Raw genomic sequence first — 25,408 nt, 5'->3', positions numbered from 1 at the left:
TATTCAACTGAAAAGTGCTTATAAGTAGGGGGAGTGACTTTCCAAAGAGAAATCAGTGGTTTATTGTTACTCTAAATTCAGTTATTTGCTGGATACTGTCCTCTGTATTTATGTAAACTTTTTAATTTCTATGAACTTCATAAATTTAGTTGTACGCTATACAATTTTATTTTAATAAAAACTCAAGGTCAGACTAAGAGCAATGGATATACATCAAGTATCAGATATATTTACTCCAACAACACCTGCAAGGCTGACTTTCGTTGAAAGAGAAGAAATTAATAAAAGGATTGTCAGAGGTTTATCAACTCCTGGAAATCAACTAGTTGTTTATGGTCATTCTGGTTGCGGAAAAACCACGCTTTTAGAAAATAAATTGCATCAAGTATATGAAAATCATATTAGAACAAACTGCATGAAAGGAATGACTTACGAAGGAATTATCTTAGATGCATTTGACCAGCTTGCTCCCTATTATATTACTAATATAGAGACCTTAGACCGGGAAAATATTTCAACTTCACTTTCATCAGAATACATTTCAATAAAAGCCCAAATTTCAACTGAAATTGAAACATCTACGACAAGAAATAAGTCCAGAGTATTGCCACCTCAATTAACAGCTCAAAACTTAGCTAGGTTTATGGGAGAATCTGGAAGCTGCTGGGTATTAGAGGACTTTCATAAATTAAAAAAGAAAGATAAAGAAAAATTAGCACAGCTAATGAAAGTATTCATGGATATGTCAGATACTTATAAAGATATTAAGATTATATATATAGGAGCTGTAAAAACAGCAAGAGAAGTAGTTCAATTTGATCGTGAAATGCGTAGAAGAGTTTCTGAAATTCATGTTCCATTGATGACGGAAGACGAAATTATAAAAATAATACATAAAGGTTTTAGCCTTTTAAATATAGGTATTGATGATAAACAGATAATTTGGGATATATATAACCAATGTAGCGGCTTACCAGCTATTTGTCATAAGCTTTGCCTATTAATCTGTGAAGATATGGATATAAAACAGACGAGTACTGAAGTGGGTAATTCGAATGACCCAGATGACTACATAGAGATTGATGATTCTTCCGAGTACATAAAAGAAAGCAAATATACTGCTATGCATATGGAAGAAAGCGGGTCTAGTGATCCATATGATTATAGTGAAAGAGATGAAGAAGATCTTAAGCCCCCTATTATTAAAAGTAAAAAACAGTTCCAAAATAAAAATAGAAAAAAAATGGACAATTGTTTAAAAGAGGATGCATTTCAGTTTAATGCGATTAATACGACTAGTGGCTTATATGTTGAAAACGAAAATTTACAATATGCATTTTTAGAGTATTTGGAGGATGAGTCAGACACAATAAAATGCGCTTTTGAACAAGCATTTAAAGAGAAGCATTCTGAGGATATAATTGAAGCATTATCAGAGTGCGATGAAAAAGGTGCTTCAACGAATGAAATATTATCAACCCTAATAGATATTAATGCTTCATGTACGAAAAAGGTTTTAAATAAAACCTTAAAAAAACTAGTTAAAAATAAACATGGTGCCGTTATTCGACATTATAAAGATTCAGATAAATACTGTTTTTCTGAGCCTTTCTATAGAACGTTTGCTTTGTCATATTTTGAGAAAAAAATTAAAGATAGTGGGGAGATTACGTTAACTGAAAGGATGAGGTTATTAAATAAGGCTTTCGGTGCTGTTCAAGAGAAATTTACTATATAAATAATAAGACAAAAGGGATAAGTACTCTTTAAGGTATTTGAATTAGATACGCAACTAGTTAAAGCCTCATTTTTAAGTGAGGTTTTTTATATTTGAGATAATTAGTCAAAAAGTAGAGGAGGGTGTATCATAAAGGCGCAATATTTACTATATCCCTAAGACGGTGCCTGCGCAATAAAGCTCGGTTTAACCCTAGTGCCATCAACCTCTTGATTAGTTTTCTTATCAAACCAAAATTGCATGGGCTGTTCGTAGCCTAATCCGTGCATTTAGTTATATAGAGCCTTTTTTAGACCTTTCCCATGATAAATTATGGTCTACATTCTTAGGATCACTAAAGGTGAGATCGTTATTGGCAAAGGTGATGTTTTTATTGGGGGGTAATGTTTTTTTATATTCATCAGGTTGCAAGCCTACAGGGCTGTGAATAGTTGCTGGGAATCGATGCCAGTATGCCGATTGGAAACAGCCATGAAACATCAAGTGTTTGACGACTTCTATTGAGTCTACCGTCTCTTCTGCTTTTTATGTGAGGAAGCCGTACATTAGATAGGGGTGAACGAGAATTCCCGCATCGGCAAAACCACGTGTGACGCGTGCGACTTTTTTCGATGCTTACGCCTTTTTTCATTAGTTTTAATAATCTGTCGGATGCGACTTCTAATCCATCACTAATAGCAATACAGCCTGAGTCTGCCAGTAGTTGGCACTTTTCGGGAGTAAAGGTCTTTTCAAAACGGATATTGCCTCTCCAAGTTATGATGAGGTTTTTATATCAAATTTTTTGCCATTGCAAACAGTACTTTGGGTGGGGGGGGCTTTATCAACTTAGCTTTCTAATAGATAACTTTGGCATGTGTTGTGCATGTTTACTTTATATGGCCGATCATTAGAATGGCGGCTTTTTTGTAATCATGGCAAATAGGTAAAACATGTCAAAGCAAAATGAGATCCAGCCGAAGTCCTATCATTCTATCAGGGAAGACCTGTTAGCATTGACGATGGCATCTTTGTTTGTCTCCATGGGGATTTACTTTTTCAAGTACTGCGGCTTCCTTACTGGCGGAACAGCTGGCATTGCTCTGATGTTGCAACAGATTATGCCGTTATCATTTGGCCAGCTTTTCTTTGTTGTGAACTTACCGTTTTACTATCTCGCATGGACGCGCATGGGTAAGCGCTTCACGTTTAATACTTTTACCTCGGTCACCATCGTTTCGTTTTGTACCGATAATCTGCATTACGTTTTTTCATTAGAATCCATTAACCGTTACTTTGCGGCTGTTGCCGGTGGCTTGCTGATTGGTATGGGAATTTTAATTATGTTTAGGCACGTTTCCAGTCTTGGCGGTCTAGGGGTTCTGTCTAAATACATGCAGGACCGTTTTGGCATCAGTGCCGGCAAGTTTCAGATGTCGGTCGATGTTTGTATCGTGGCTTTAGGGTTTTTCATCGTGCCTTTCGATTTATTGTTACTGTCCATTGTTGGTGCAGTTTCCATGAACATTGTGGTCGCTTTTGGGCATAAACCTGGGCGTTATCACATTGGTTGAACCTGGAAAGCTAGGGCTTTTTTATATCTATCTTTTCAAACTAAATGAACAAAAAAATGCCCTATAAGTAGGGGGGTGACTAATTGGTAAAAAGTATTTTCTTCAATGCTTTTCCAACTAATAAAGTTGGTTATTTTTACTCAGTTGAGAATTCTCAAGGATATATTCAAGGCCTATTCATATCATATTACTTCAAGATACTTTACATCTTGATGAGACAAGTCCTTTCTAATCGTATCAGGCTTTCTTAACCCTTAAATTTTGGAGTTTAAAATGAAAATCGGCGTTACTTCACAGAACTTTCGCACCATTACTGGACACGCAGGAAAAGCCCGACGTTTTTTTGTGTATCAGTTAGATGACGATAAGCAACTTAAAGAGCTGGAGCGAATTGATTTACCCAAAGAAATGTCACTGCATGAGACCGGATCGGCAAGCCATCCTATTGATGAACTTGATGTATTGATTACAGCAGGGTGTGGAAGTGGATTTGAACGTAAGATGGCAGAGCGTAATATTCGTTTGGTAAAAACCAGCGAAACAGATCCGCTGATTGCTGTTAATGCTGTTGTTGAAGAACTGATTTCAACTCATGTATAAATTATTAATTGTAAGTTATAAGTTGATCTGGCTATGGGAAATCCGGTAAATCTCGATAACTGTTTTGGTTTTAGTTCCTCATTCTTATCTGAATATAAAAAAGCCCGATTCATATCGGGCTTTTTTATATTACTTAAATGGTTGATGTTCGCATTATTTTATTATCCAAAGATCCGCTGAATCGGGTAAGTCCAAGCGCAACCAATACTACGATTGCTCCCACCCAAGGGGTATTCATTAATCCAGATGCTTCAACGATTAAGCCACCACTCCATGCGCCTAATGCTATTCCAACATTGAATGCAGCTATATTTAATCCAGATGCTACATCGACGGCATCGGGTGTATATTGTTCGGCTAATTTTACAACGTATATTTGTAAACCGGGAACGTTACCGAAGGCAAATGCTCCCCAGATTAATATTGTGGCAACAGCTGCTATTGGATTCGGTGCAGTAAAGTTAAACATTAACAGGATAGCTGCTAGCCCACCAAAAATGATGGTTAGCGCTTTAATTGGCCCCAATTTATCTGCCATTTTACCTCCTAGAATATTACCGACAGCAACGGATAATCCGTATACCAGTAGTATTAAACTAATCACGTTATCCTGAATATTGCTTACTTGACTAAGAATTGGCGCTAAGTAAGTAAAGGCGATGAAAGTTCCACCGTAGCCAATGGCGGTAATCGCGTACACCAATAATAATCTGGGATGCGTGAGTACTTTAAATTGTGCAGAAACTTTTGCGGGTTTGGATTGTTTCAAATTATTCGGTACTAAAATCGCGCTCCCAATCATCGCAAGTAAACCTAACGCCGAAACAGTTAAAAAGGTGGCTTCCCATCCATATATTTGACCGATATAAGTCCCTAAAGGAACGCCTGTGACTAATGCTACAGTTAAACCCGTAAACATAATTGCTATGGCGCTGGCGCCTTTTTCTTTTGGGACTAAACCTGCAGCGATGGTAGAACCGATTGAGAAAAACACTCCATGCGCTAACCCGGTTAAGACACGAGCAATGATCAAAGATTCGTAATTTGGTGCCTGCCAGGCAACCAAATTGCCGACCACGAATAGCGCCATGACTGATAATAAAACATGTTTTCTATTCCAGCGACTGGTTAGTGCAGTCAAAATAGGCGCACCTACTGCGACACCCATTGCATATAAGCTGACGAGCAAGCCCGCCGATGGAATTGAAACATTAAGATCTATTGCCATTGTTGGTAGCAAACCGACAATAACAAATTCTGTTGTTCCTATGGCAAAAGCACTCAATGCTAATGCGAGTAATGCTAACGGCATTTTAATCTCCTGATTTGTTGTAAAAAATATGTAAAGTTAAAAATATTTATTGTCAGCTCTTAAACAGCACTAACAATCTTGTGAAAAGCTGAGAGGTACCTATTATTATCTGTTAGACTTTTTCAATAAATGGCACTATTGACAAATTACTTTTGTAGAAAATGGTATTAATGTGAATTTAAAAACACGATCAGATGATTTGGAACTTTTACTTGCGGTAAATGAATATGGTGGATTCTCTGTAGCTGCTGAAGCATTAAATATTCAAGTTGCACGCATTTCTCGCGCTGTAGCGAAGGTAGAAAATGCACTGGGTACAACGATTTTCACACGGACGACCCGAAGAGTGACGTTAACTGATGAAGGCAGACAATTTGTAAATGCGATAAGTCTTGGTTTAGAGCAAATTCATAATGCTGAAATTAATATCACCACACGTACTAATTTACCTGTAGGTAAGCTACGAATAGATGCCGCAAGCCCCTTTATTTATCATCAGCTAATACCTCACATGCGAGAGTTTACAGAGACCTATCCCGATATTGAGGTTGAGCTTAGCTCTAATGAAGAGTTTGTTGATTTGATAGAAAAACGCACCGATGTTGCCATTAGAATCGGTAAATTAGAAGATTCAACCTTACACGCTAGAGCTTTAGGAAGAAGCCCTTTGTACATTGTTGCAAGCCCAGAATATATCGATAAAAATGAGATCGTGGTGACTCCCCCAAATCTGTCTAATCATGAGATTATTGGCTTTTCAACTATCAAAGCGCTTAACAAATGGCCCATTAAAGGTATGCCTACTATTACGCCTACTATTACAGCGAGTAGTGGAGAAACATTACGCCAGTTAGTATTGTCTGGGAATGGTATCGCTTGTTTATCTGGTTTTATGGTAAATGAAGATATTGCTTCAGGAAAGTTGCTGACGCTGTTAGATTCTTATCGCATACCTGATACGGATAGAGAATTAATTAACGCTGTCTATTATCGATCTTCAAACGTGGCTAAAAGAGTATCTGCCTTTATAGATTTCATTAAACCTAAATTGAATTTAGGATGATCGTTTAAATTAATGACGAGAAACCAACAACGAGAAACCAACAATGCAGGATATGATGTGTATCGAAGACGAAATTGTTAAACATTTACAATCACAATCACAATCACAATGCGAACAGAGACACGAAGAGCGTACTATTCATAATATTTTAAAATCACGAGCACTGTATAGATTAACAAGTCGTAGCTTTTAAAAATATAAAAGCGTTTTAAATTACATCGTAGAGAGGAATACATATTTTATACGTATGGTGTTTTTCTTTAATCAATAGACATAATTTGAACTCTTTACAATGACTCAGTATACCAATAACTAAAAGGGCTTAATAAAAAGGATTTTGTATGTTTCTCTCAATGCGTGACAAGTTACGCGGTGCTTTTCAGCGGGCTGGCAGTTATCTGAAAAGCCGATGGCAAAAGTTGCGCGATCAGCCAGATTTGTCTATTCCAGCTGTTGATACAGCAATCAAAGTTGATACTCTTGAGCTTAAACCGCCGCGTAAGTTTGATGCGCAATTGCGAGAAGTAGCTGCATTAGAACATTCTGCCGAGCCCTTATCAGGACAGACTCATTCGCGTAGTTGCCTGCCGATGATTGGCTCCTGGTTTTCCCGTCGTCGTGATTATCTGGTTTATACGCCTGCAGACTATGTTGAAGGTGAACCCTTGCCAGTCGTCGTTGTGTTGCATGGTTGTCGTCAGACAGATGATGATATTCGTGCAATTAGTGGCTTCGATGCAATTGCTGAACGCGAACGCTTTATTGTGGTTTATCCATTCGTGACGGGCTATTTGAGCCTGCGCAATAAGAATTGCTGGGCGTGGTGGATGAAGCAACACATACAGGCCGGATCGGGAGAAGTGGAGGATATCGGTCGTATTATAAAACAGGTGCAGGAAGAATTTAGTGTTGATCCAAAACGGATTCACATCACCGGGTTGTCGTCGGGCGCAGGTATGACGGTAGCGGCATTGGTCGCGCACGGTAGTTTATTTGCTTCGGGTGCGAGTGTGGCGGGGGTGGCTTACGACGAAACGGCTAGAGCGGTGAAGACAGTTTCATTTTTATCGGTACACTATCGTTCCTTAGGTCTTATTGTGAAACGCATGCGTGATCAAATCACGCTAAATGGTCACGGTCGATTAGCGCCATTACTGGTGATTCAGTCAGAAGCGGATGAAACAGTTCCTTTGCAAGCAGGGCTGAATTTGCGCGATAGTTGGTTGGCCTTCAAGGAGATAAATCCCGCAGAAGTCACGATGCTAGCCGATACAACCAGAGGAATTAACTGGCAATACCAGCACTATGGTGAGTTTGGTACCGATAAGTCAGTGGATTTTCTCACTGTCGACCAGTTATCTCATGGCTGGATAGGTGGCTTGCCCGGGTCTTACAGTGATACACGTGGACCGAATATTTCTGAAGTGATCTGGTTGTATTTTAATCGTTAATTAAAAGCAATTAAGGCCATTAGTTTAGCGGCTAGTCTTAGATGCTAACGTTAGATATTCGCTAACATATATAAAAAAACGCCCCAAAGTAGGGGGGTGGCTAATTGCTGCCCTTTGGTCGTTTATTTTGAAAAAAAGCGATGGGTATTATATATTTATTTTGTTAACAAACAAAATTTCTAAATTTTAGATTCAATTATAATAAAAAACAGTCATGAAAGAATTCGATTTCAATTTTCGAGATATCGTGGAATTTGCTAATGATGTCATCATCGTTACCAAGTCAGATGATATTGATAATCCGGGGCCTGAGATTGTCTATGTCAATGAAGCCTTCACCAAGCTTTCCGGATATACCGCCGAAGAAGTATTAGGTAAAAACCCCAGAATTTTACAATCTGAAGAAACAGATGGTGAGACTAAGAAAATCATCAGAAAAGGATTAGAGCAAAAAGTCCCTGTTAGAGTAACCATCAAAAATCAAAGTAAATCCGGAAGAGGGTATTGGCTGGATTTAAGTATTCATCCCTTAAAGAATCCGCAAGGCGTTATCACTCATTTTGTGGCAATTGAGCGTGATGTGACAGAGCAGAAAGACGTGGAGGAAAAACTCGAGGTTCTATCAAGAACCGACCCTTTAACCGGCTTGATTAACAGAAGAACCTTTGACGAAATTCTGGATAACGAACTGCCTCATTATCATCGAAGTGGTGAAGTGTTCTCATTGCTGATGCTCGATATCGATCACTTCAAAAAGATCAATGATGATTTTGGTCATTTAGTTGGTGATACCGCTATTCAGACTATTTCTCTGGCGTGCGAATCAAACTTAAGAATGTACGATCGCATGGCAAGAGTCGGTGGGGAAGAATTCTGCGTATTGTTGCCCGCAACCAATAAAGAATCTGCTTTAGTTATCGCCGAAAAGATAAGAGAAATCGTTTCTAACACACCGATCAAGACGTGTAATGGGGATATTTTGGCAACCATGAGTATCGGTATATCTGAAGTTGAAAATTCAGACACGGACCATACGAAAATTATAAAAAGAGCCGACGATAATTTATATAAAGCCAAAAAAACAGGGCGCAATAAAGTGTGCGCCTAGTTAAAAGTATTACGAGTGACAACCGAGTAACAACCGAGTAACAACTATCTATCACGCTTTCCAGCAGGATAATCTAATCCCCCATTTCAACCGCTAACATCGAGATAGAACCACTTTCGACACCATCAATAGGAATGCTTATCGACTCATCCGGCAGACTCGCGCCAAGTATATAGAGCAGAGGCAGATAGTGTTCTGGTGTTGGGATTGATAATGCCGCATCAGATCCCAGGTTTTTATATTCAATCAGGCTTTTATGATCTTTTGAAATTAACAGATTTTTGATTTTATTCTCGAACCGAATTGCCCAGTCATGCTGAGTTTTGGTGGCGTTTTCACCCGTATAATGCCTTAGGTTATGCACAATATTTCCGCTACCGATGATCATCACATTTTCATGTCGAAGCTGTTGAAGCTTTCGCCCAAGTTCATAGTGAAATTGCGCAGGTTGATTGGAATTAATACTGATCTGCACCACGGGAATATCTGCATTTGGGTACATGTGTTTTAGTACCGACCATGCGCCATGATCTAACCCCCAGTTGTCGTCTTGATGGACAGAAATGGGCGATAATAATTCTTTCACACGTTCAGCAAGTGCTTGATCGCCCGGTGCGGGGTATTGAATCTGGTATAACTCATCGGGAAAACCATAAAAATCATGGATTGTTTTTGGTGAAGTACTCACTGTTACGGCCGTTTTGGGCTCGTACCAGTGAGCAGATACCATCAAGATAGCACTCGGTTTAGGCAAACGATCACCGATATCTTTCCACGCTTTGGTGTAGCGATTATCCTGTATCGAAATCATTGGACTGCCATGCCCGACAAATAAGGTAGGGAATGGCTTGTTTTTGTTGAGTGCTGTTTGGTTCATATTCTTCATTTCCCAATTAAAATTTTGCGATGCTAACGTTTTCTGTCTTATGACTCTTTATCAACACTCCAGATGCCCGCGCCTTTTGTTGCAATAAACAAAAAGATGAAACAGTAAAGTGCAATGATCTCTCCGCCATTGGCGATAGGAAGGAATGATTGAGTACCATGAGACATCCAATATCCAACTGCTGACATGCCGCTAGCAATGAATGCTGCTGGTCTCGTAAACAAGCCGATCATAATCAACAACCCTGCAACCAGTTCGATAGCACCGGCAGCCGTTGTCAATGGTGATAGAGGCCATGGAAAATCGACTGGGAAGTTGAAGAACTTTTGAACGCCATGAGAAAGAAACATAAAACCTGCAGTGATTCTTAATAGTGCGTAGCTCTGTGGCTGATAGTTATCTAGAAATTTTAACATTGGGTTTACCTTGTCTTTAATGGTGTGATTGGTTTTAAGCTAATGATGAATTATTAGTGATTTAAAAAAAATTATTTGCGACCGCTAACAAAAACTTCATTAGTCACTGATGGTGCGTCGTAGTTAACTTTGTCAGCCGAAACTGTTTGAGTTGCTTGAGTGTTAGTTGCGAAAACGCCCTGATCATTATCTTGTCCAGCGAAAGCAGATTGACCTGCAACTAGAGCTGTAACTAGAGTTGTAAAAAGTGTGCCTGCGATGATTGCTTTAGTGTTCATGTTTAAATTCCTTTGTATTAATTTAGTTTGGTAGGAGTTATTTCCTGCCGATAAAAGAATATTAACTGTTGTCGTAAAAAGGATAAATATCGAATTTAGCAAATGATTGTTCACATATTAAGAACTATTGTTGTCGTGTGTGTATCTGTGTGGAAATGGTGTTTACTTTTTTATTCAGTACTATTTTTCCTAGGCAAAAAAATAGCCTGATCAAACGATCAGGCTATTTCTTTTTCGGGTGTTGCATGTACATTCTTTGCTTCAATGTACATGCTTCTTTCAGGTAAGCGATTATTTTCTACCGCTTACTACAGACTCAGAACTGTCAGCTGTTGGCGCATCGTAATTAACTTTGTCAGTTGATGCTGATTGAGTCACTGCAGTGTTTGCAGTTAATTCTGCGAAAACAGTCTCGTCTGTATCTTGTCCTGCAAATGCAGACTGGCCTGCGAAAAGTGCTGTTAAAAGTGTGCCTGCGATAATTGCTTTAGTGTTCATGATTAATTTCCTTTAAATTTATTTGTTTAATATGTTTGTATAATTTGGTTTTGATTCAGTGTTAATCGTTAGTGATTATTTACGACCGCTAACAAAAACTTCATTAGTCACTGATGGTGCGTCGTAGTTAACTTTGTCAGCCGAAACTGATTGAGTCGCTTCAGTGTTAGTTGCGAAAACGCCCTGATCATTATCTTGTCCAGCGAAAGCAGATTGACCTGCGACTAGAGCTGTAAATAGCGCTGAAAAAAGTGTGCCTGCGATGATTGCTTTAGTGTTCATGTTTAAATTCCTTTGTATTAATTAAGTTTGGTAGGAGTTATTTCCTGCCGATGAGAGAATATTAACTGTTGTAGAAAAAAGGATAAATATCGAAAATAGCAAAAGTTTGTTCTTGTATTTGGAACAATAAGTTAAAGGTGTGGATAGGGCGTTTGAATAATGGATCGAATAAAAAAGTGCCTTAAAGTAGGGGGGTGACATTAAAAGCACACCTTTTTGGTGCGCCACTTAAGTTGCTTATATCGAAACCCCTTATAAATCTTCGTATTAATTTTTATTATTTTTGGCATGTTGTTTGCTGTGTTTTGTATCAAAGGAATAGTCGTATTTTTAGTCCCTGATGTTAAAAAATATGATGACCTATTCGTAACCTTAAAAGGCAAATACACACAATGAGCAAAAAGTCCGTCACAGAACAATCTGTAATTTCACTGTTAAATAAAGTCGAATTATTTCAGGGTATTAGCGATGAGGATTTAGCACTTTTTGCAGAACATGCTCAATCTCAGGATTTTAAAACAGGTGATGTTCTGTTTAGGACAAATGACTATACTGATGCACTGTATGTGGTTGCATCGGGAAGTGTTCAGTTATTTGATGATCAAGGTGATCGAGAGAGAAGTCTTACTGTATTTTCGACGTATGAGTTTATCTGCGAAACCATTCTGATTGCCCCACCTCATAAACAAGGGGTTTGTGCACGGTTGTTATCGGAAGGAACGTTGTACCGGTTCGAGCGCGAAGCATTACATCATTTACTCAGTCAACGTGGTGATTTGGCGTTGACAATTTCTGCTACTATTGCGCAAATTATTATTCGCCGGATGGAGCACGCAAACAGTCGTTATAAAAATATATCCGCGCTTTACCGTGCTCGAGGTCGACGTGTTGAGCATGATTTGCTGGGCGAAAAAGAAGTACCAGCAACGGCTTATTATGGTATTCAAACGCTTCGAGCGTTGGAAAACTTTGATATCAGTGGCATCACCTTAAACTTTTATCCTGACTTTATTAAAGGACTCGCCAAAGTAAAGAAAGCTGCGGCGATGGCAAACCACGATTTAGGCCATATCCCGGATAATATTATCGGCGCGATCTGTCAGGCCTGTGATGAGATTGGGATGGGCATGTTACATAACCACTTTATTGTAGATATGTTGCAGGGCGGAGCAGGAACGTCGACCAATATGAATGCTAACGAAGTGATTGCCAATCGTTCTTTAGAGATTCTGGGGCATCAGCGCGGTGAATATAAATATTGTCACCCAAATAATCATATCAACTATTCTCAATCAACCAACGATGCTTATCCAACCGCAATGAAAGTTGCACTTATGGACACCAACGATAAGTTACTGGTTGAAGTGCATAAGCTGATCGCGATTATTGATGATAAAAGTTTTGAGTTTTCCGATATTCTGAAAATGGGCCGTACCCAATTACAAGATGCAGTGCCAATGACCTTAGGTCAAAGCTTTAATGCGTATGCTACCAGTCTACGAAATGAGATTAAACGCCTTAAAACCTGTAGTCATTCTTTTCTAACGGTGAATATGGGGGGAACAGCGATTGGTACTGGACTCAATGCAGATCCTCGCTATAGAGAGCGAGTCGTACAACACTTATGTAAAGTGACAGGACGGGATATCGTATTGGCTGATGACTTGATTGAAGCCACGCATGATACGGGTTCGTTGGTGATGTACTCATCAGCGCTTAAACAACTCGCGGTAAAACTGTCTAAAATCTGTAATGATCTTCGTTTACTTTCATCTGGACCACGCGCCGGACTCAATGAAATCAACTTACCGCCCATGCAACCCGGTTCTTCGATCATGCCAGGTAAAGTTAATCCGGTTATTCCCGAAGTGGTTAATCAAATTGCCTTTAAAGTAATTGGTAATGATTTGACGACAACCTTAGGGGCAGAAGCAGGGCAACTTGAACTCAATGTGATGGAACCTGTGATGGTTGAAAGCCTGTTTGAATCCGTCGAAATTCTTAAACGCGGTATGGATATCCTGGGTAGTCGTTGTATTGCTGGAATAACAGCGAATGAAGCTACCTGTTCAGATAATGTAAAGAACTCCATCGGGATTATTACGGCACTTAATCCACATCTGGGTTATGAAGTTTGTACGGCTTTGGCTAAGGAAGCGCTGGATGACCATCGCAGTGTTTATGATTTAGTTCTGGAACAACAGTTACTCTCTAAAGAACAATTAGATGACGTGCTAGCACCGGAAAATATGGTGCGTTAATAGATGGCTGCCATGTTGATTGAGCGGGCATCTTTTAATCCTTTAAAAAAAGCGCCAAAGTAGGGGGGTGACCACAGTAAACGGTGTTAATTGATAGGTGTTTACTGATTATTGGCCAAAGCCTTTTGGTACAACGACTATTCCATTTTTCGAGAGGGTAAAGCGTTTGGCATCTTCCTCTTTGTCATAGCCGATTATCATTCCTTCTGGTATTTGCACATGTTTGTCGACGATACAGTCGCGTAATTTAGCACCGGCACCTATCTGTACATGATCAAAAATAATACTGGATTCGATGTGGGCGCTTTCATTGACTCGGACATTCGCTGACAGGATAGATTTAATTATCGTTGCATCTATAACCATTGAACCGCTGCCGATAATGGCGTTTTTAATTTTACCCTGTTCGTTATCGTGAGCCGTGATTATTCTAGCGGGTGGATGTTGACCGTGATAGGTGCGTATCGGCCATGATTTTTGATACAGATTTAACGGCGGTTGAGGCGAAAGCAAATCCATATTGGCATCGAAATATGAATCTATCGTGCCCACATCACGCCAATAGCGATCTGGTGTTACCCGTCCTTCACTGCCGCCGAATTCATAGCCAACCACATTATGTGATTTGATTAATAAAGGCAGAATGTCTTTGCCAAAATCATGTGATGATAAAGGGTTAAGGTTATCTTTGCTTAAAGCATCAACCAGGGTATCAATATTGAAAATGTAAATCCCCATCGAGGCCAATGCAAACTCAGTTTGATTAGGCATGCAGGCAGGGTTTTCGGGTTTTTCTTCAAACTCAATGACCTGACTTTGTTCATTAATAGTCATAATGCCAAACGCGCTTGCCTCATCTATAGGGACTTGCATGCAGGCGACTGAAAGGTCAGCCTCAAATTCATTATGGTGTTCTAGCATAGCGCCATAATCCATGCGATATATGTGATCACCTGACAGAATTACTACTTTTTTAGCACCACTGCTTTCTAGTAAACAGATGTTTTGATAAATCGCATCAGCCGTACCTTTATACCAGGAATCTCCTGTGCGCATCTGCGGCGGAACAGGGGTTATGTATTCACCTAAGCCAGGATTAAAAATCGACCAGGCATCACAGAGATGAAGTTGCAAAGAGTGAGATTTATATTGAGTCAGCACCAGCACCCGTCTGATACCCGAATGCAAACAATTGCTTAGGGTGAAATCGATAATGCGATATTTACCACCAAAAGGCACACTCGGTTTGGCGCGATCGATGGTTAATGGTTGAAGGCGTGAGCCTTGACCTCCTGCTAATAAGACGCAGATTGCATCTTCGAATTGATTACCTGACATTCACTTACCCTCGACGAAAATGGTTAGCCATGAATTAGCGCTGTGCTAATTCACTCTTTTATATTCTCCTCAAAAGTACCTTAGCTATTCTGTTACGAATCTCTATAGTGTGACTTTGAATACTATTTTTTTTCTTCTTTTTTTATTTTTATTTTATAAATTATTTTGTTGTTTGGTTTTTAGTTAACTGTAATTGTTAGTTAAATAGTTTGTTTCGTTATTATTTCGTTATTCGTGTTTATCACCAAGTCTAGTTGATGTTAGCGCTTATCAGGGGATTTTTCTGTATTTTTTTGTTAGTTATCAATCATGGCGTCGTAATCATATTTATTATGTATTTACATCAGCTGTTTTAAAAAATTTGTTATAAAAAATGCCTGTAAGTATGGGGGTGACCTAATTCTTTACTGTTGGTATTTCTTGCTTGAAATGTGAAATACGTCACGTCTGTAAAAAATCATTTGATATATAAATAAGTCATAAGCATATCAATCTTAGGAAATCTTGTGTTTTCTAAGATTGATATTTTCTTGGTTTTTAAGTTTTCAAAGATTGGCTGGGATAGAAAAAAGGAGTGATGAGATGTTGGATTTCAAGATCAAAGATGTTTTTTCAGCGCTGTGGAAAACAAAGTCATTCATGTTATTCAGGTTTCTGATTTATTTCGGAATTACACTTGCTTATGTTATCGCGACTGGTGCAGGTGCTGGTGTAGGTTCTTTAATCGGCAAGGTAGCAGGTGAGTCCGAAGCTGGTGCATTTTATGGCATTATCGGTGGGTTCGGTCTGGTTACAGGAATTTTGTTTTACGTCAGAGAGTACTTGCTCTACATGGTGAAAGCAGGTCATATAGCCGTCATCCTAAAATATCTGGATAAGGAAGAAATCCCTTCAGGTAAAGGTCAAATCAGTTATGCGCAGGCTATCGTTAAAGACCGATTTAAAGAAGCATCGGTATTGTTTGCGGTAGATCAAGTGATTAAAAAGGTGGTTCGATTTATCACCGGTTTGTTTGAAGGGATTTTAAGTTTTCTGCCGTTTGTACCCCAACCTATTGTTAAGTTCGTGAATGCCATCATTAAGAATTCTACAACCTATGTGGATGAAATTATTCTTGCTTACAACATCAAAAATGAAATTGATAACCCGTGGGAAGGCTCTAAACAAGCAGTGGTTTTGTATGCTCAAAATTATAAAGTATTTTTGAAAAATGCCGTGTTTGTTACTGTGATCAGTTGGGTATTGACTGCATTGGTGATGTTATTAACCTTCGGGCCAATTGCGTTACTGTTGCAACTAACCGGCCAAGTCGGTGGAATGTGGCCGCTGATGATTGCGATTGTTGCGTCGATAAGTATCAAAGCTGCATTAATTGACCCATTTGCAATGACGGCTTTAATGCAGGTGTTTTTCAAAGTAACTTATGATCAGCAACCAAATCCAGAATGGGAAAATAAACTAGAACAAGGCTCAACCAAATTCCGCGAAATGAAGGAAAAAGCGACGAGCTGGGTAAGCACACATACTGGTGCTGGGAATACTGGTACTGGGAATAACGACGTCGTTGACGACGATAGCCCAACTGTCAGGTTTAAAACGACAACAGGTCAGGGGTAACTTAGCTATATGTCATTAACCCTTGGCCCAGGCCTCGGCATGCAGTTGTAATTCACCCAGACCATTTGGTAAGCCCGTTCTTTGTCTGGTATTCCAGATATTGACGAACCCATGATCAACGCCTCGAAAAACTTCGTAATCATGTAGGATATTCAAGTTATTTAAATATTGATGAATCACAGGTGATGCTTTTCGCCCCATGTTTAAGGCGAACTCATCCCTATCACCAATTGAAATACGCAGTGGAATGCCTCGGTTTCTTATCTGCTGTTGGTTTTGCAGGGCAATTCTTTTGGTTTCATCCAGCGCGTAGTCACTCACAAACGCATTAGCGACTGCAGATGAAAAGCTGTTTGGGTACTTTAAAGCGTAATGAATTGCACCGCGAGAACCCCGAGAGTGGCCATGTATTGCCGTGGTTCTAGCAGACATACCCGCCCTGAATTGCTGACGAATGTATTGACGTAATTCATTGCTATTTTCACTGGTCAATAATGTTTCATTGCGTGCAGAAGACCATTGTTCTTCCACCCTGCCATTTAATCGACCTGTACGTAATGACACAATCACCATCGGTGGAATTGAGCCTTGGGCTATCCATTGATTTAACTGCGATGCCGGCACACTGTCGGGGAAGCTATGCTCCCAACCTAACTGACCGTGTAGAAAAAACACCAAAGGATACGTTTTGTTGCTATTGCGTTTCCATTCTGGCGGAAGGTAAACGGAGTAATCAACCAGCCCACGAGAAGGGCTTATAAAACGTGAGAAAGCGTAAGCGCCTGGCTTCAAGTCCTTGTATAGCTGTTGGGTGTAAACCGCCTGATTTGTGACATTAGATCGGCTACGTTGCAGCGAATCTTCTTTTATAAACCACCGAGGTCTACCTTCATTCATCGTGGCAAATCGATCATAGATTCCCTCTCGGGAATAATCGAATTTAAGCTCATTACCATCTTCAAACTTGTAACGCACGGGACTGATTTTTTGCAGCTGTGATTGCACCCCAAACATTGATACAAATAAATTACCATTTTGCTCACTGACGTCAAAACTGACTTCAGAACCAGCAAACAGACTGTATTTTCCTACGAGGTCAGAAGTAGTGGGCAAGCTCGATGGTTTAACGGAAGTGGTTCTCTGAGGGCTAACAGAACAGGCTGTGAGCATAGTCATGATTGAAAGAAGTAAAAATTTAGACGTTAAAAAATCATACATACGTTTCATTGCTTTTGTGCCCCTGTTGTCATTCAGACCTTATTAAGACGCCAGCTTATCATTAAACCTTCATCATGCACTTGTTGATACGAACTACGTAACTGGATTTAATTCGATATTTTTTGTCTTGGGTTAAGAATGAATATACTAAAAAAGTGCCCATAAGTAGGGGGGTGCCCTAAACCCTTTGAGCAAGGTTAATATATTTATGTGATCGTTTATTTTGAGACAAATATCACAGAACTTAGTGATATATAGGTCTATAAATACCTTGTAGAAAATTAAGGCTTATTTTTCTTTGGTGATGTTCCCACATCCTATTCAATTTAATCATGAGTTATTGATATGCGTATATTAGTTTTTATGGTTGTTGTTCCCTTCATGCTGTTATCTGCTTGTAATGAATCAGAAAAAAGCAACAGGGGAACTAGCGAAGTTGCTGCAGATAGCAAGGTTTCACCCGCTTCCGATGTTTCAAAAGAGAATAAAACTTCAGATTATAAGGGGCTTACTCCAGAGTATTTGCTTGGAGCCTGGTGTTATACACATTACCAATCAATCAACCCCGACACCAAAGCTATTGAGCGTGAAGAGAATAATTATAATTTCATATTTGAAACTGATGGAACCTATAGCACTCAAGGCGCTTCAACCGCAAAAATGCAACCGGGCTGGAAGTATGAATTCCTTCCAGATGGAGTATTCAAGCTGAAGTCTCTTCCTGGAACCAATAAAGTGGTTTCGGTACAACCTGATGCTTTCGTCTTGCATAACTTTGTAGACCATTACTTTCAACGTGGTGCGTGTAAGTAATCCGCAATTATTTATTCTGAAGAGAGTAGTTATTAGTGAATAAGCAGTGATGAATAAGCAATTTTCCGGTTCTATTGATAATAAAGAAATTAGGCAGAGAATTTCTCAATTTATCGAAGAAGATGAAACAATATACTGGCTGGGAAAGCCAAGCAACTGGAGCACTACTTCTCCGTTACTGCTTGGGTTAGGCATACTATTGATTTCTGCGGGAACGAGTCTTTATGCCGGATATTGGCTGATCTTACCTGCCGATACTCTGGAAAAATATTCCTTCTTGATTGGGCTTTCCAATAAACCATTAATACCTTCATTGATACTGACGGGTGCCGGCTTATATTTAGTCCTGACCTCATGGTATAGGCGTTCGTCTAAATGGGCGTATGCCATCACAAACAGAAGATTGATGGTTGTTTTCGGGAATAAACTCTTGAGAGAGAAAACGCCCAGAGAGCTTAAATACGTTCGTGTAAAAAGTCGTCAGGGAGATGTGGGTGATGTGTATTGGGAGATTCGTAGTGGTCAACCACGAAGTGCCCGTGATGTAGATGGTAATCCATTAAACAGGGGACCGGATGGCTATTACGTCGGTTTTAAAGGGCAAGCAAATGCAGAACAACTTTGTTCTGAGATTCTAAATTGGCAGAAACAGTCGATAGAAAGTGAGTTGAAAACCTCAACAGCGAGTGCAGAATCCTATCTATCGAGTGTCGATCAGGATGACAAGAATATATCGAATAAGATTCCAGCAAGCGGTAGCCAGCTAATTCGGAACCTTGAATACGGTTTTTCTGTAGAGGTGCCAGCAGACTGGGAAACACAGGTAAGCCAGCGTAAAAAAGGTATTCTTCCTTTTTTAGGAATAAGTTTTCTAGATAATGTCATCCGCGATGGAGCTTTCAATTCCTATGCCGAAAACCTGAATTGGAACCTGCTAATCACCAAAGGGACAGAAGAAAGCTGGCTGGAAATATATAGTTCATCCGGTTCATTAGCTACGGACTGGAATAGCATCGTCAATGATCCGTGGGCAGCGAGACTTAATCAGCAAGTTGTCGAGCAGACACCCAATCTCAGTGTTGGAGAATTCAACGGTTTTTCTATCACTCGATCAATGTCATCAGGCGTCATTATTCCAAATTATGGTACTACCAAAACAGACTCGCATATTCAGATGAGCTGGTTAAGTGACGGTAAACTTTCTTTAGAAATACGTGCGATCGTACCGGCGCATTCTCTGACGTTGCAGCAGACAGTAGCAACGATACCTTCAACACTTCGTAGAATAGAAAAATAATGATGAAGTTATAGAGTCCTTATTATTCGGGCTTTTTTGTACCTGAGATCTTTGTATTTAATTTGGTCCACGAAAAATAAAAAGTGCCTTAAAGTAGGGGGGTGACCTAAATGATGATTACTGAGTCTCAATTAATGTCTAAATGAATGTATCAATTAACATCTTTTAATAGCTAAACAACGCCCCCATAATGAATTGTTTATAGAGCTTTCTATAGGATTTCCATTTCATGAATTCAAGTTTTACCATTGCGGACAAAGCACCAAAACTACCACGCACACCGTGGCGTTTCGCATTGTATTTTTATCGCAAAATGTCATTGGCGATTGTTGCCATCCTCAGTTTTGAAGCGGCTCAGGCGAGTTGCACCATCATGCTGCCGTATGCGGTGAAACAGATCATAGATGCGGTAACAATGGCGAATGAAACGGGCGCAGATGTGTTTGATGCGGCTTATGATTCTCTGGTGTTTTTTGCGCTGCTCAATTTAGGCATCGTGCTTTTTAGCCGAGCCAGTGGCGCGATTCTGGTGAGTAATGGGCCACGTCTACGATCCATTATCAGGCGTTCTTTGTTTCGTTATTTACAGTTTCATTCACACCGTTATTTTGTCTCACATTTTGCAGGCTCACTGGCAAACCGGATTACTGAAATTGCCACCAGTTGCATGCATTCTTTATGGACGATTTGCTTTACGTTCTATCCATTAATCATTCAATCAACCGTAGCTCTGATTATTCTATTTAACACAACGCCAAAGCTCGCCTTGGTATTGATGGTGTGGTTGATTGTGTATGTGTCGATTTCAATTTTATTAGCCAGAAAATGCCAGACCTATTCTAAAACCTTTGCTGCAGCACGCTCCAAGGTAACCGGTAAAGTAGTCGATTCTGTGACTAATATGATGAACACCAAAATGTTCGCTCGCGGTGAATTTGAAGAGGACTATCTTGGCGAATTCATTGATGAGGAAATCGTAGCGGCTAAACGCAACTTCTGGTTTATGGAAAAGATGCGTTGGTTCCAATTTGTCTCCGCAATGGTGTTGATGGTTTCGATGGTCAGCTACGCTTTAAAAATCTGGTCTGAAGGTGGCATGACCGTGGGAGAGTTTTCGATGGTGGCAGGTATCTCGATTATGTTGATCGAAGCCGCTCGTGGTCTAAGCCGAAGCTTTCTCGAGTTCTTCGAATACATTGGCAATATTTCGGATGGCGTGTCGATATTCATTCAACCGCACGATATTGTCGATCAGCCCGGTGCAAAGGATATTAACGTTACCAAAGGTCACATTAAGTTTTCGAAAGTAGACTTTACTTATCCAGAAGGTTTGGCGGTATTCAAGCAGATGGATGTGGATATCAAACCGTATCAAAAAGTTGGCTTAGTGGGTTTTTCAGGCTCAGGTAAATCGACCTTTGTGAATTTGATGTTACGTTTATTCGAGCCCAGCGGTGGTGTGATTTCTATCGATGGCCAAGATATTCAGAAAGTGACACAAGACAGCCTGCGCGAAAGTATTTCGCTGATTCCACAAGACCCGATGTTATTCCATCGCTCCCTAATGGAAAACATACGTTACGGAAAACTGGACGCCAGCGATGAAGAAGTTATCGAGGCTGCAAAGAAAGCCAATGCACATGAATTTATTCTGCAAACCGAAGAAGGCTATGATTCATTAGTGGGCGAACGTGGTGTAAAACTCTCCGGCGGACAACGTCAACGAATCGCGATTGCGCGTGCGATTTTAAAAGATTCACCTATTTTGATTTTAGATGAAGCGACTTCTGCATTAGATTCAATTACCGAAAGAAAAATTCAGCTTGGGTTGGAAAGATTGATGGAGAAGAAAACGGTGATCGTGGTTGCGCACAGGCTTTCGACCATCTCGGATATGGACCGTATTTTGGTCTTTGATAATGGTGAAATCATTGAAGATGGAACGCATCAAGAGTTACTCGATAAGTCCCATAGCAACGACGCTGAAGGTATTGGGCATTATGCAAAATTATGGAATATGCAAGCGGGTGGTTTCTTGCCTGAATAGCTTTAACGACTCATATTGAAGATGGGTCTTAATTCCATTTTTTTATGATAGTTTTGTAATAATCACAAAAAAAGTGCCCCAAAGTAGGGGGGTGACTTATACTCCTACTCCCTCAGGATTTAACAACAATTGGAGTATAAAATGGCAGTTTACACAATCACACGTTTTGCATCGTCAGACATGGATAAAGCAGGCCAGATCGCAGAAGGTTTACGCGCGGACTTAGAAGGCGCTGGCGCAGATTTTATCGATTTCGTTTCATACGGAAATGGTAAAGGCGTTGTTTTAGCAAAATATCCTGATCAAGCAACAGCGGATGCAGCTAGCGACACGGCTAAAATGATGTTTGATAAGATGGTTGAAGCAGGCGTTGTGGACGGCGATGCGATTCATCCTCATGCGGGCGAAGTGTTTCATTCAATTTAGGTTTTAAATGAGCGTGAAGCGCCACATAAAGTGAGACTTTCGCCACATAAGTTGAGATTCTTGCGACACATATAATGAGATTTATGTTGTATTGATACATTCAGAAAAGTGAATGCACCAAAACACTATAGTTTTGGTGCAAATTAAGCTTAAAAAAAGCCCTAACGAATTGATTAGGGCTTTTTTTTGGGTGTGATTTACGCGCTTTGCACCATTATTGGATAAATTGTTATTATTTGGCATTTTGAAATTAATTCTGATGTTAATGTTTCGTAAAGTAGTTTTTTAGTTGAAACCTTTTCTCGAAAGTATGGTGAGAGAAAATGAGAAATTTTTATCCGTCTTTTCTTCCGTGTAAAGGCATCTAGTTATTATAAAAAAGGAATTAAAATGAACGAGAAGAAATCAGGTACGAGTAAAAAGCGCATTGGACTGCATTTGAGAAGATGGCTGGGGTGTGTAATGGTGGCGCTAGTTACGATGCCGTCGGCACATAGCGCACTAATTACCGACCCCGCGATATGCTTCGCAACGGCAACTGACATAGTAGAACCAACTGGACTTCCAGCTCCCATAAACGTAAATGACGATATTACCGACTCTGGTTATTCTGGCGTAATTGGTACTTCATTTCGGATAGAGATCTTTGATGCCTTTCCACCATCAACCACAATAATAAACGATACCAGTTCCCTGACACCCGTTACCGCTTCTCAAGCATTCCTCAAATATAGCGATTTTTCTACAGGCGACTACTGCTTATACAGTTTTATTACCACTCCCCAAACCGCTACGGGGTTACGTTCGAACTTTGTTGCCGTATTAGCCCCCCCCAATGCAACTGCTGCCGCTGTTCCGATATTTACTCCTCTTGGGCTTATAGTTACTATTAGTGGTTTACTCTGGTTTGGGCGTCGTCGTAAGGGAATTAACCTGACTCAAAGTTAATTATTAAACAAAATTACAGACGAAATGATGGTTTTAAAATACTGACGTACACTTTGTACTAATTTTAAACTTCAGTAATATATTTGCCGTTAAATATGTTACTGAAACCTACTTGGTTGTTTTGGTGCATGTTTAATTATTTATGATACGGATATAGTAAAATAACCTCAATTTATCTGTGATAAAAGAACTTAAATCTCATTGTATGAGTCGTCTAACGATGAATAAACTCGTTATTAATAATTAACTTACTTATTATTTAACCGACAAAAAAGCCCGATAGTATTCGGGCTTTTTTGTATCTGTGATTTTCACACGGGTTTTAATCTCCACGATTACTAGACAAAAAAGTGCCCCCGCGAAGCATAAATTCTATTTAGGTTTTAACAAAACTAAAACCTAATCTCATTCAAAGGTGGGGGGTGACTTTTGTATTTAAACAACGTGCTTGAATGCGTTTATTCATTTTCTAAAGAACCATTTATCAGCTCGATTATTATAAATCGACATAAAAAGTTAAATTGAAAACTATTGAATAGATTCCTCACATCTCAGTACTTTTTATTTTGAACCACTAATCATAAAAATTAATCAATGTAAGAGCGCTGAAGTTTATAAAGTTGTATGAGTTTGAAACTGAATCTATTGTGATCTGTCCTTAATTTAACTTAACGTTATTTCATTAAATGAGTTCTTTATGAAAAGCACACCTTACTTTCTGTTAGTTTTTATGTCGGTTTTTCTCATTGCATGCGGTGGTGGTTCTGGATCTGGATCATCTGACACGCTTGACGGGAATCCATCAGAACTCGTTGAATCCGTCGATATAGATAGTAGTGATGCTGGCGATGATAGTGGTGACGATAACGTTGGTAATTCAAGCTATGGAGCAGATCCAGAAGACCTTGATGTTAATGGCTTACCTAAAATGCTGTTTAAGGCTCAACTACCAGTACTAAGCAATAATTTAGAATATGTGATTGATGTAAGTACCTGGGATATTCCGAATAACGGAACAGCAGCGGCTAAAACAACAGCTAATCTGCAAGCAGCGATAGATTGGGCGCATGATGAAGGTTATGGCCGAGTTATTTTACCTGCGGGCGAATATTTAGTGGGTGATTTTGGTAATACAATCTACCAAAAGGGGATTGATATTTTTGCTGATACGGAATTTGTCTTTAGTGAAGGAGCGGTTTTATCTATTGATACGAATGACAAATGGAATTACTGCGTATTACGTTTGAACGGTGACAATATAAACGTTAGAGATGGTGTGATTAAGGGTGATAGAGATACCCATGTTTTCACACCAAGAAGTAGCGATGGAAAAACAGCACACGATGAAGGTCATGGTATTTGCGTGTGGGGCAATAACAATGTGTTAATTCAAAATATGCAGATCAGTGATGTCACAGGAGATGGTTCGCTAGTGCTGGATTCGAGTAATGTGACGTTCACAAATAACAATATTTATAACAACAGACGTCAGGGAATTTCAATTGTTGGGGGAACTAACATTGAGATCAAAGACAATGAAATACATCATATCAATGGTACAAGCCCGCAATTTGGTATTGATATTGAAGGTCCGGGTCGAGTCGATGAAGATATCCTGATTCAGAATAATTATTTTCATCACAATACAGGTGGCGATATTGTGAATGCCAGTGGTGAGAACGTCTATATTTTGGATAATGTGATGGAGCAGGGTGCGGGTAGTAAATACATCGATGGTCCAATCGTTAGCTGGCATAAAACGCATAATATTATCGCAAGGAATACGATCACAATGGTTGATGGATCTGTAAACGGAAGGCTGGGTTATATTCAATATTCCAGTGGTGGCGATAAAGGTCATAATCGCGCAACGTATGTTCACGACAATGTGTGTAACAGTTGCGGAATGTATATGTATAAAAGCTCGGATGCAGATGTAAGACGGAATCAGTTTTTGGGTTATTTTATGGCATTTTCAGATTTTGAGAATGTAATACTGGTTGATAATCTGGTGACCTATTCCGAAGCCCACCCAAATCTTAGGTATTGCTGGTCCTACCGATTTAAGAACGCAACAGGCTTTGCCAGTGGCAATTACCTCGGTGACACTCTGCAAGACATACCGCTATCAGAAACTAATCCGCATACCTTGCAATGTGTACTTGATGGTTGGTAAATCTATCTAGCTCTCTGATAAAAGTAACGCCTAAAATTAAGTAACTTTTAGGCCACTTTGTGGTCTTATCAAAACATGCTTG

22 protein-coding genes are annotated in these 25,408 nt (G+C 39.6%); 14 read left to right on the top strand and 8 right to left on the bottom strand.

Annotated elements, in window-relative coordinates; translation table 11 throughout:
- The first annotated feature begins 202 nt into the window (after positions 1-202).
- The 3 genes from OO007_RS13450 (at position 203) to OO007_RS13440 (ending at position 3,891) form a co-directional block, all read left to right on the top strand.
- The gene (locus OO007_RS13450; protein ID WP_325809194.1) at positions 203-1,738 is read left to right on the top strand and encodes an ATP-binding protein; all 1,536 of its coding nucleotides are present in this window, start codon (positions 203-205) and stop codon (positions 1,736-1,738) included.
- 932 nt (positions 1,739-2,670) lie between these two features.
- On the top strand, positions 2,671-3,291 hold the full coding sequence (locus OO007_RS13445) for a YitT family protein (protein ID WP_325809193.1): 621 nt from the start codon (positions 2,671-2,673) through the stop codon (positions 3,289-3,291).
- A gap of 273 nt (positions 3,292-3,564) precedes the next feature.
- Positions 3,565-3,891, top strand: a complete 327-nt coding sequence (locus OO007_RS13440; RefSeq protein WP_131907215.1) for a NifB/NifX family molybdenum-iron cluster-binding protein — start codon at positions 3,565-3,567, stop codon at positions 3,889-3,891.
- A gap of 133 nt (positions 3,892-4,024) precedes the next feature.
- On the opposite strand, the gene OO007_RS13435 is transcribed toward OO007_RS13440, so the two are convergent.
- The gene (locus OO007_RS13435; RefSeq protein WP_131907214.1) at positions 4,025-5,203 is read right to left on the bottom strand and encodes an MFS transporter; all 1,179 of its coding nucleotides are present in this window, start codon (positions 5,201-5,203) and stop codon (positions 4,025-4,027) included.
- Between the two features lie 172 nt (positions 5,204-5,375).
- Here OO007_RS13435 and OO007_RS13430 point away from each other — a divergent pair, with 172 nt between their 5' ends.
- From OO007_RS13430 to OO007_RS13420, 3 genes are all read left to right on the top strand, one after another.
- Positions 5,376-6,266 carry a LysR family transcriptional regulator gene (locus tag OO007_RS13430; RefSeq protein ID WP_325809192.1) on the top strand — a complete coding sequence of 297 codons (891 nt, stop codon included), beginning with the start codon at positions 5,376-5,378 and terminating at the stop codon, positions 6,264-6,266.
- A 341-nt stretch (positions 6,267-6,607) separates the two neighbouring features.
- The gene (locus OO007_RS13425) at positions 6,608-7,717 is read left to right on the top strand and encodes an extracellular catalytic domain type 1 short-chain-length polyhydroxyalkanoate depolymerase (RefSeq protein ID WP_325809191.1); all 1,110 of its coding nucleotides are present in this window, start codon (positions 6,608-6,610) and stop codon (positions 7,715-7,717) included.
- 214 nt (positions 7,718-7,931) lie between these two features.
- The gene (locus OO007_RS13420; protein ID WP_131907211.1) at positions 7,932-8,825 is read left to right on the top strand and encodes a sensor domain-containing diguanylate cyclase; all 894 of its coding nucleotides are present in this window, start codon (positions 7,932-7,934) and stop codon (positions 8,823-8,825) included.
- 73 nt (positions 8,826-8,898) lie between these two features.
- On the opposite strand, the gene ygiD is transcribed toward OO007_RS13420, so the two are convergent.
- From ygiD to OO007_RS13395, 5 genes are all read right to left on the bottom strand, one after another.
- Positions 8,899-9,702: a 4,5-DOPA dioxygenase extradiol gene (gene ygiD, locus OO007_RS13415; RefSeq protein ID WP_325809190.1), complete on the bottom strand. Its 804-nt coding sequence runs from the start codon at positions 9,700-9,702 to the stop codon at positions 8,899-8,901.
- 47 nt (positions 9,703-9,749) lie between these two features.
- Positions 9,750-10,127, bottom strand: coding sequence for a DoxX family protein (locus OO007_RS13410; protein ID WP_325809189.1), 378 nt, complete (start codon positions 10,125-10,127; stop codon positions 9,750-9,752).
- A gap of 71 nt (positions 10,128-10,198) precedes the next feature.
- Positions 10,199-10,405 (bottom strand): hypothetical protein, encoded by a 207-nt coding sequence (locus tag OO007_RS13405; protein WP_325809188.1) that lies wholly within the window; start codon positions 10,403-10,405, stop codon positions 10,199-10,201.
- 291 nt (positions 10,406-10,696) lie between these two features.
- Positions 10,697-10,903: a hypothetical protein gene (locus OO007_RS13400; RefSeq protein WP_325809187.1), complete on the bottom strand. Its 207-nt coding sequence runs from the start codon at positions 10,901-10,903 to the stop codon at positions 10,697-10,699.
- 75 nt (positions 10,904-10,978) lie between these two features.
- Positions 10,979-11,185: a hypothetical protein gene (locus tag OO007_RS13395; protein WP_325809186.1), complete on the bottom strand. Its 207-nt coding sequence runs from the start codon at positions 11,183-11,185 to the stop codon at positions 10,979-10,981.
- A gap of 392 nt (positions 11,186-11,577) precedes the next feature.
- Here OO007_RS13395 and aspA point away from each other — a divergent pair, with 392 nt between their 5' ends.
- On the top strand, positions 11,578-13,446 hold the full coding sequence (gene aspA, locus OO007_RS13385; RefSeq protein ID WP_442784343.1) for an aspartate ammonia-lyase: 1,869 nt from the start codon (positions 11,578-11,580) through the stop codon (positions 13,444-13,446).
- 108 nt (positions 13,447-13,554) lie between these two features.
- On the opposite strand, the gene glgC is transcribed toward aspA, so the two are convergent.
- On the bottom strand, positions 13,555-14,784 hold the full coding sequence (glgC, locus tag OO007_RS13380; RefSeq protein ID WP_325809185.1) for a glucose-1-phosphate adenylyltransferase: 1,230 nt from the start codon (positions 14,782-14,784) through the stop codon (positions 13,555-13,557).
- Between the two features lie 582 nt (positions 14,785-15,366).
- On the opposite strand from glgC, the gene OO007_RS13375 reads away from it, so the two are divergent.
- Positions 15,367-16,401: a hypothetical protein gene (locus tag OO007_RS13375; RefSeq protein WP_325809184.1), complete on the top strand. Its 1,035-nt coding sequence runs from the start codon at positions 15,367-15,369 to the stop codon at positions 16,399-16,401.
- 15 nt (positions 16,402-16,416) lie between these two features.
- On the opposite strand, the gene OO007_RS13370 is transcribed toward OO007_RS13375, so the two are convergent.
- Complete coding sequence (locus OO007_RS13370; RefSeq protein ID WP_325809183.1) at positions 16,417-17,628, bottom strand: alpha/beta hydrolase; 1,212 nt, start codon at positions 17,626-17,628, stop codon at positions 16,417-16,419.
- A 336-nt stretch (positions 17,629-17,964) separates the two neighbouring features.
- On the opposite strand from OO007_RS13370, the gene OO007_RS13365 reads away from it, so the two are divergent.
- The 6 genes from OO007_RS13365 to OO007_RS13340 all read left to right on the top strand — a co-directional run bounded on the left by OO007_RS13365 (position 17,965) and on the right by OO007_RS13340 (position 25,326).
- Positions 17,965-18,432: a hypothetical protein gene (locus OO007_RS13365; RefSeq protein ID WP_325809182.1), complete on the top strand. Its 468-nt coding sequence runs from the start codon at positions 17,965-17,967 to the stop codon at positions 18,430-18,432.
- A gap of 49 nt (positions 18,433-18,481) precedes the next feature.
- Positions 18,482-19,729 carry a hypothetical protein gene (locus tag OO007_RS13360; RefSeq protein WP_325809181.1) on the top strand — a complete coding sequence of 416 codons (1,248 nt, stop codon included), beginning with the start codon at positions 18,482-18,484 and terminating at the stop codon, positions 19,727-19,729.
- Between the two features lie 229 nt (positions 19,730-19,958).
- On the top strand, positions 19,959-21,776 hold the full coding sequence (locus OO007_RS13355; RefSeq protein WP_325809180.1) for an ABC transporter ATP-binding protein: 1,818 nt from the start codon (positions 19,959-19,961) through the stop codon (positions 21,774-21,776).
- A gap of 141 nt (positions 21,777-21,917) precedes the next feature.
- Positions 21,918-22,202, top strand: a complete 285-nt coding sequence (locus OO007_RS13350) for a hypothetical protein (protein WP_325809179.1) — start codon at positions 21,918-21,920, stop codon at positions 22,200-22,202.
- Between the two features lie 390 nt (positions 22,203-22,592).
- Positions 22,593-23,150, top strand: a complete 558-nt coding sequence (locus OO007_RS13345; protein WP_325809178.1) for a hypothetical protein — start codon at positions 22,593-22,595, stop codon at positions 23,148-23,150.
- A 697-nt stretch (positions 23,151-23,847) separates the two neighbouring features.
- Positions 23,848-25,326: a right-handed parallel beta-helix repeat-containing protein gene (locus tag OO007_RS13340; RefSeq protein WP_325809177.1), complete on the top strand. Its 1,479-nt coding sequence runs from the start codon at positions 23,848-23,850 to the stop codon at positions 25,324-25,326.
- Positions 25,327-25,408: the final 82 nt, after the last annotated feature.

This window comes from Cocleimonas sp. KMM 6892 (assembly GCF_035798195.1).
GTDB classification, from domain to species: domain Bacteria; phylum Pseudomonadota; class Gammaproteobacteria; order Thiotrichales; family Thiotrichaceae; genus Cocleimonas; species Cocleimonas flava.
Note: the sequence above shows the minus strand (reverse complement) of the source record. Positions and strands in the feature narration are given on the sequence as shown.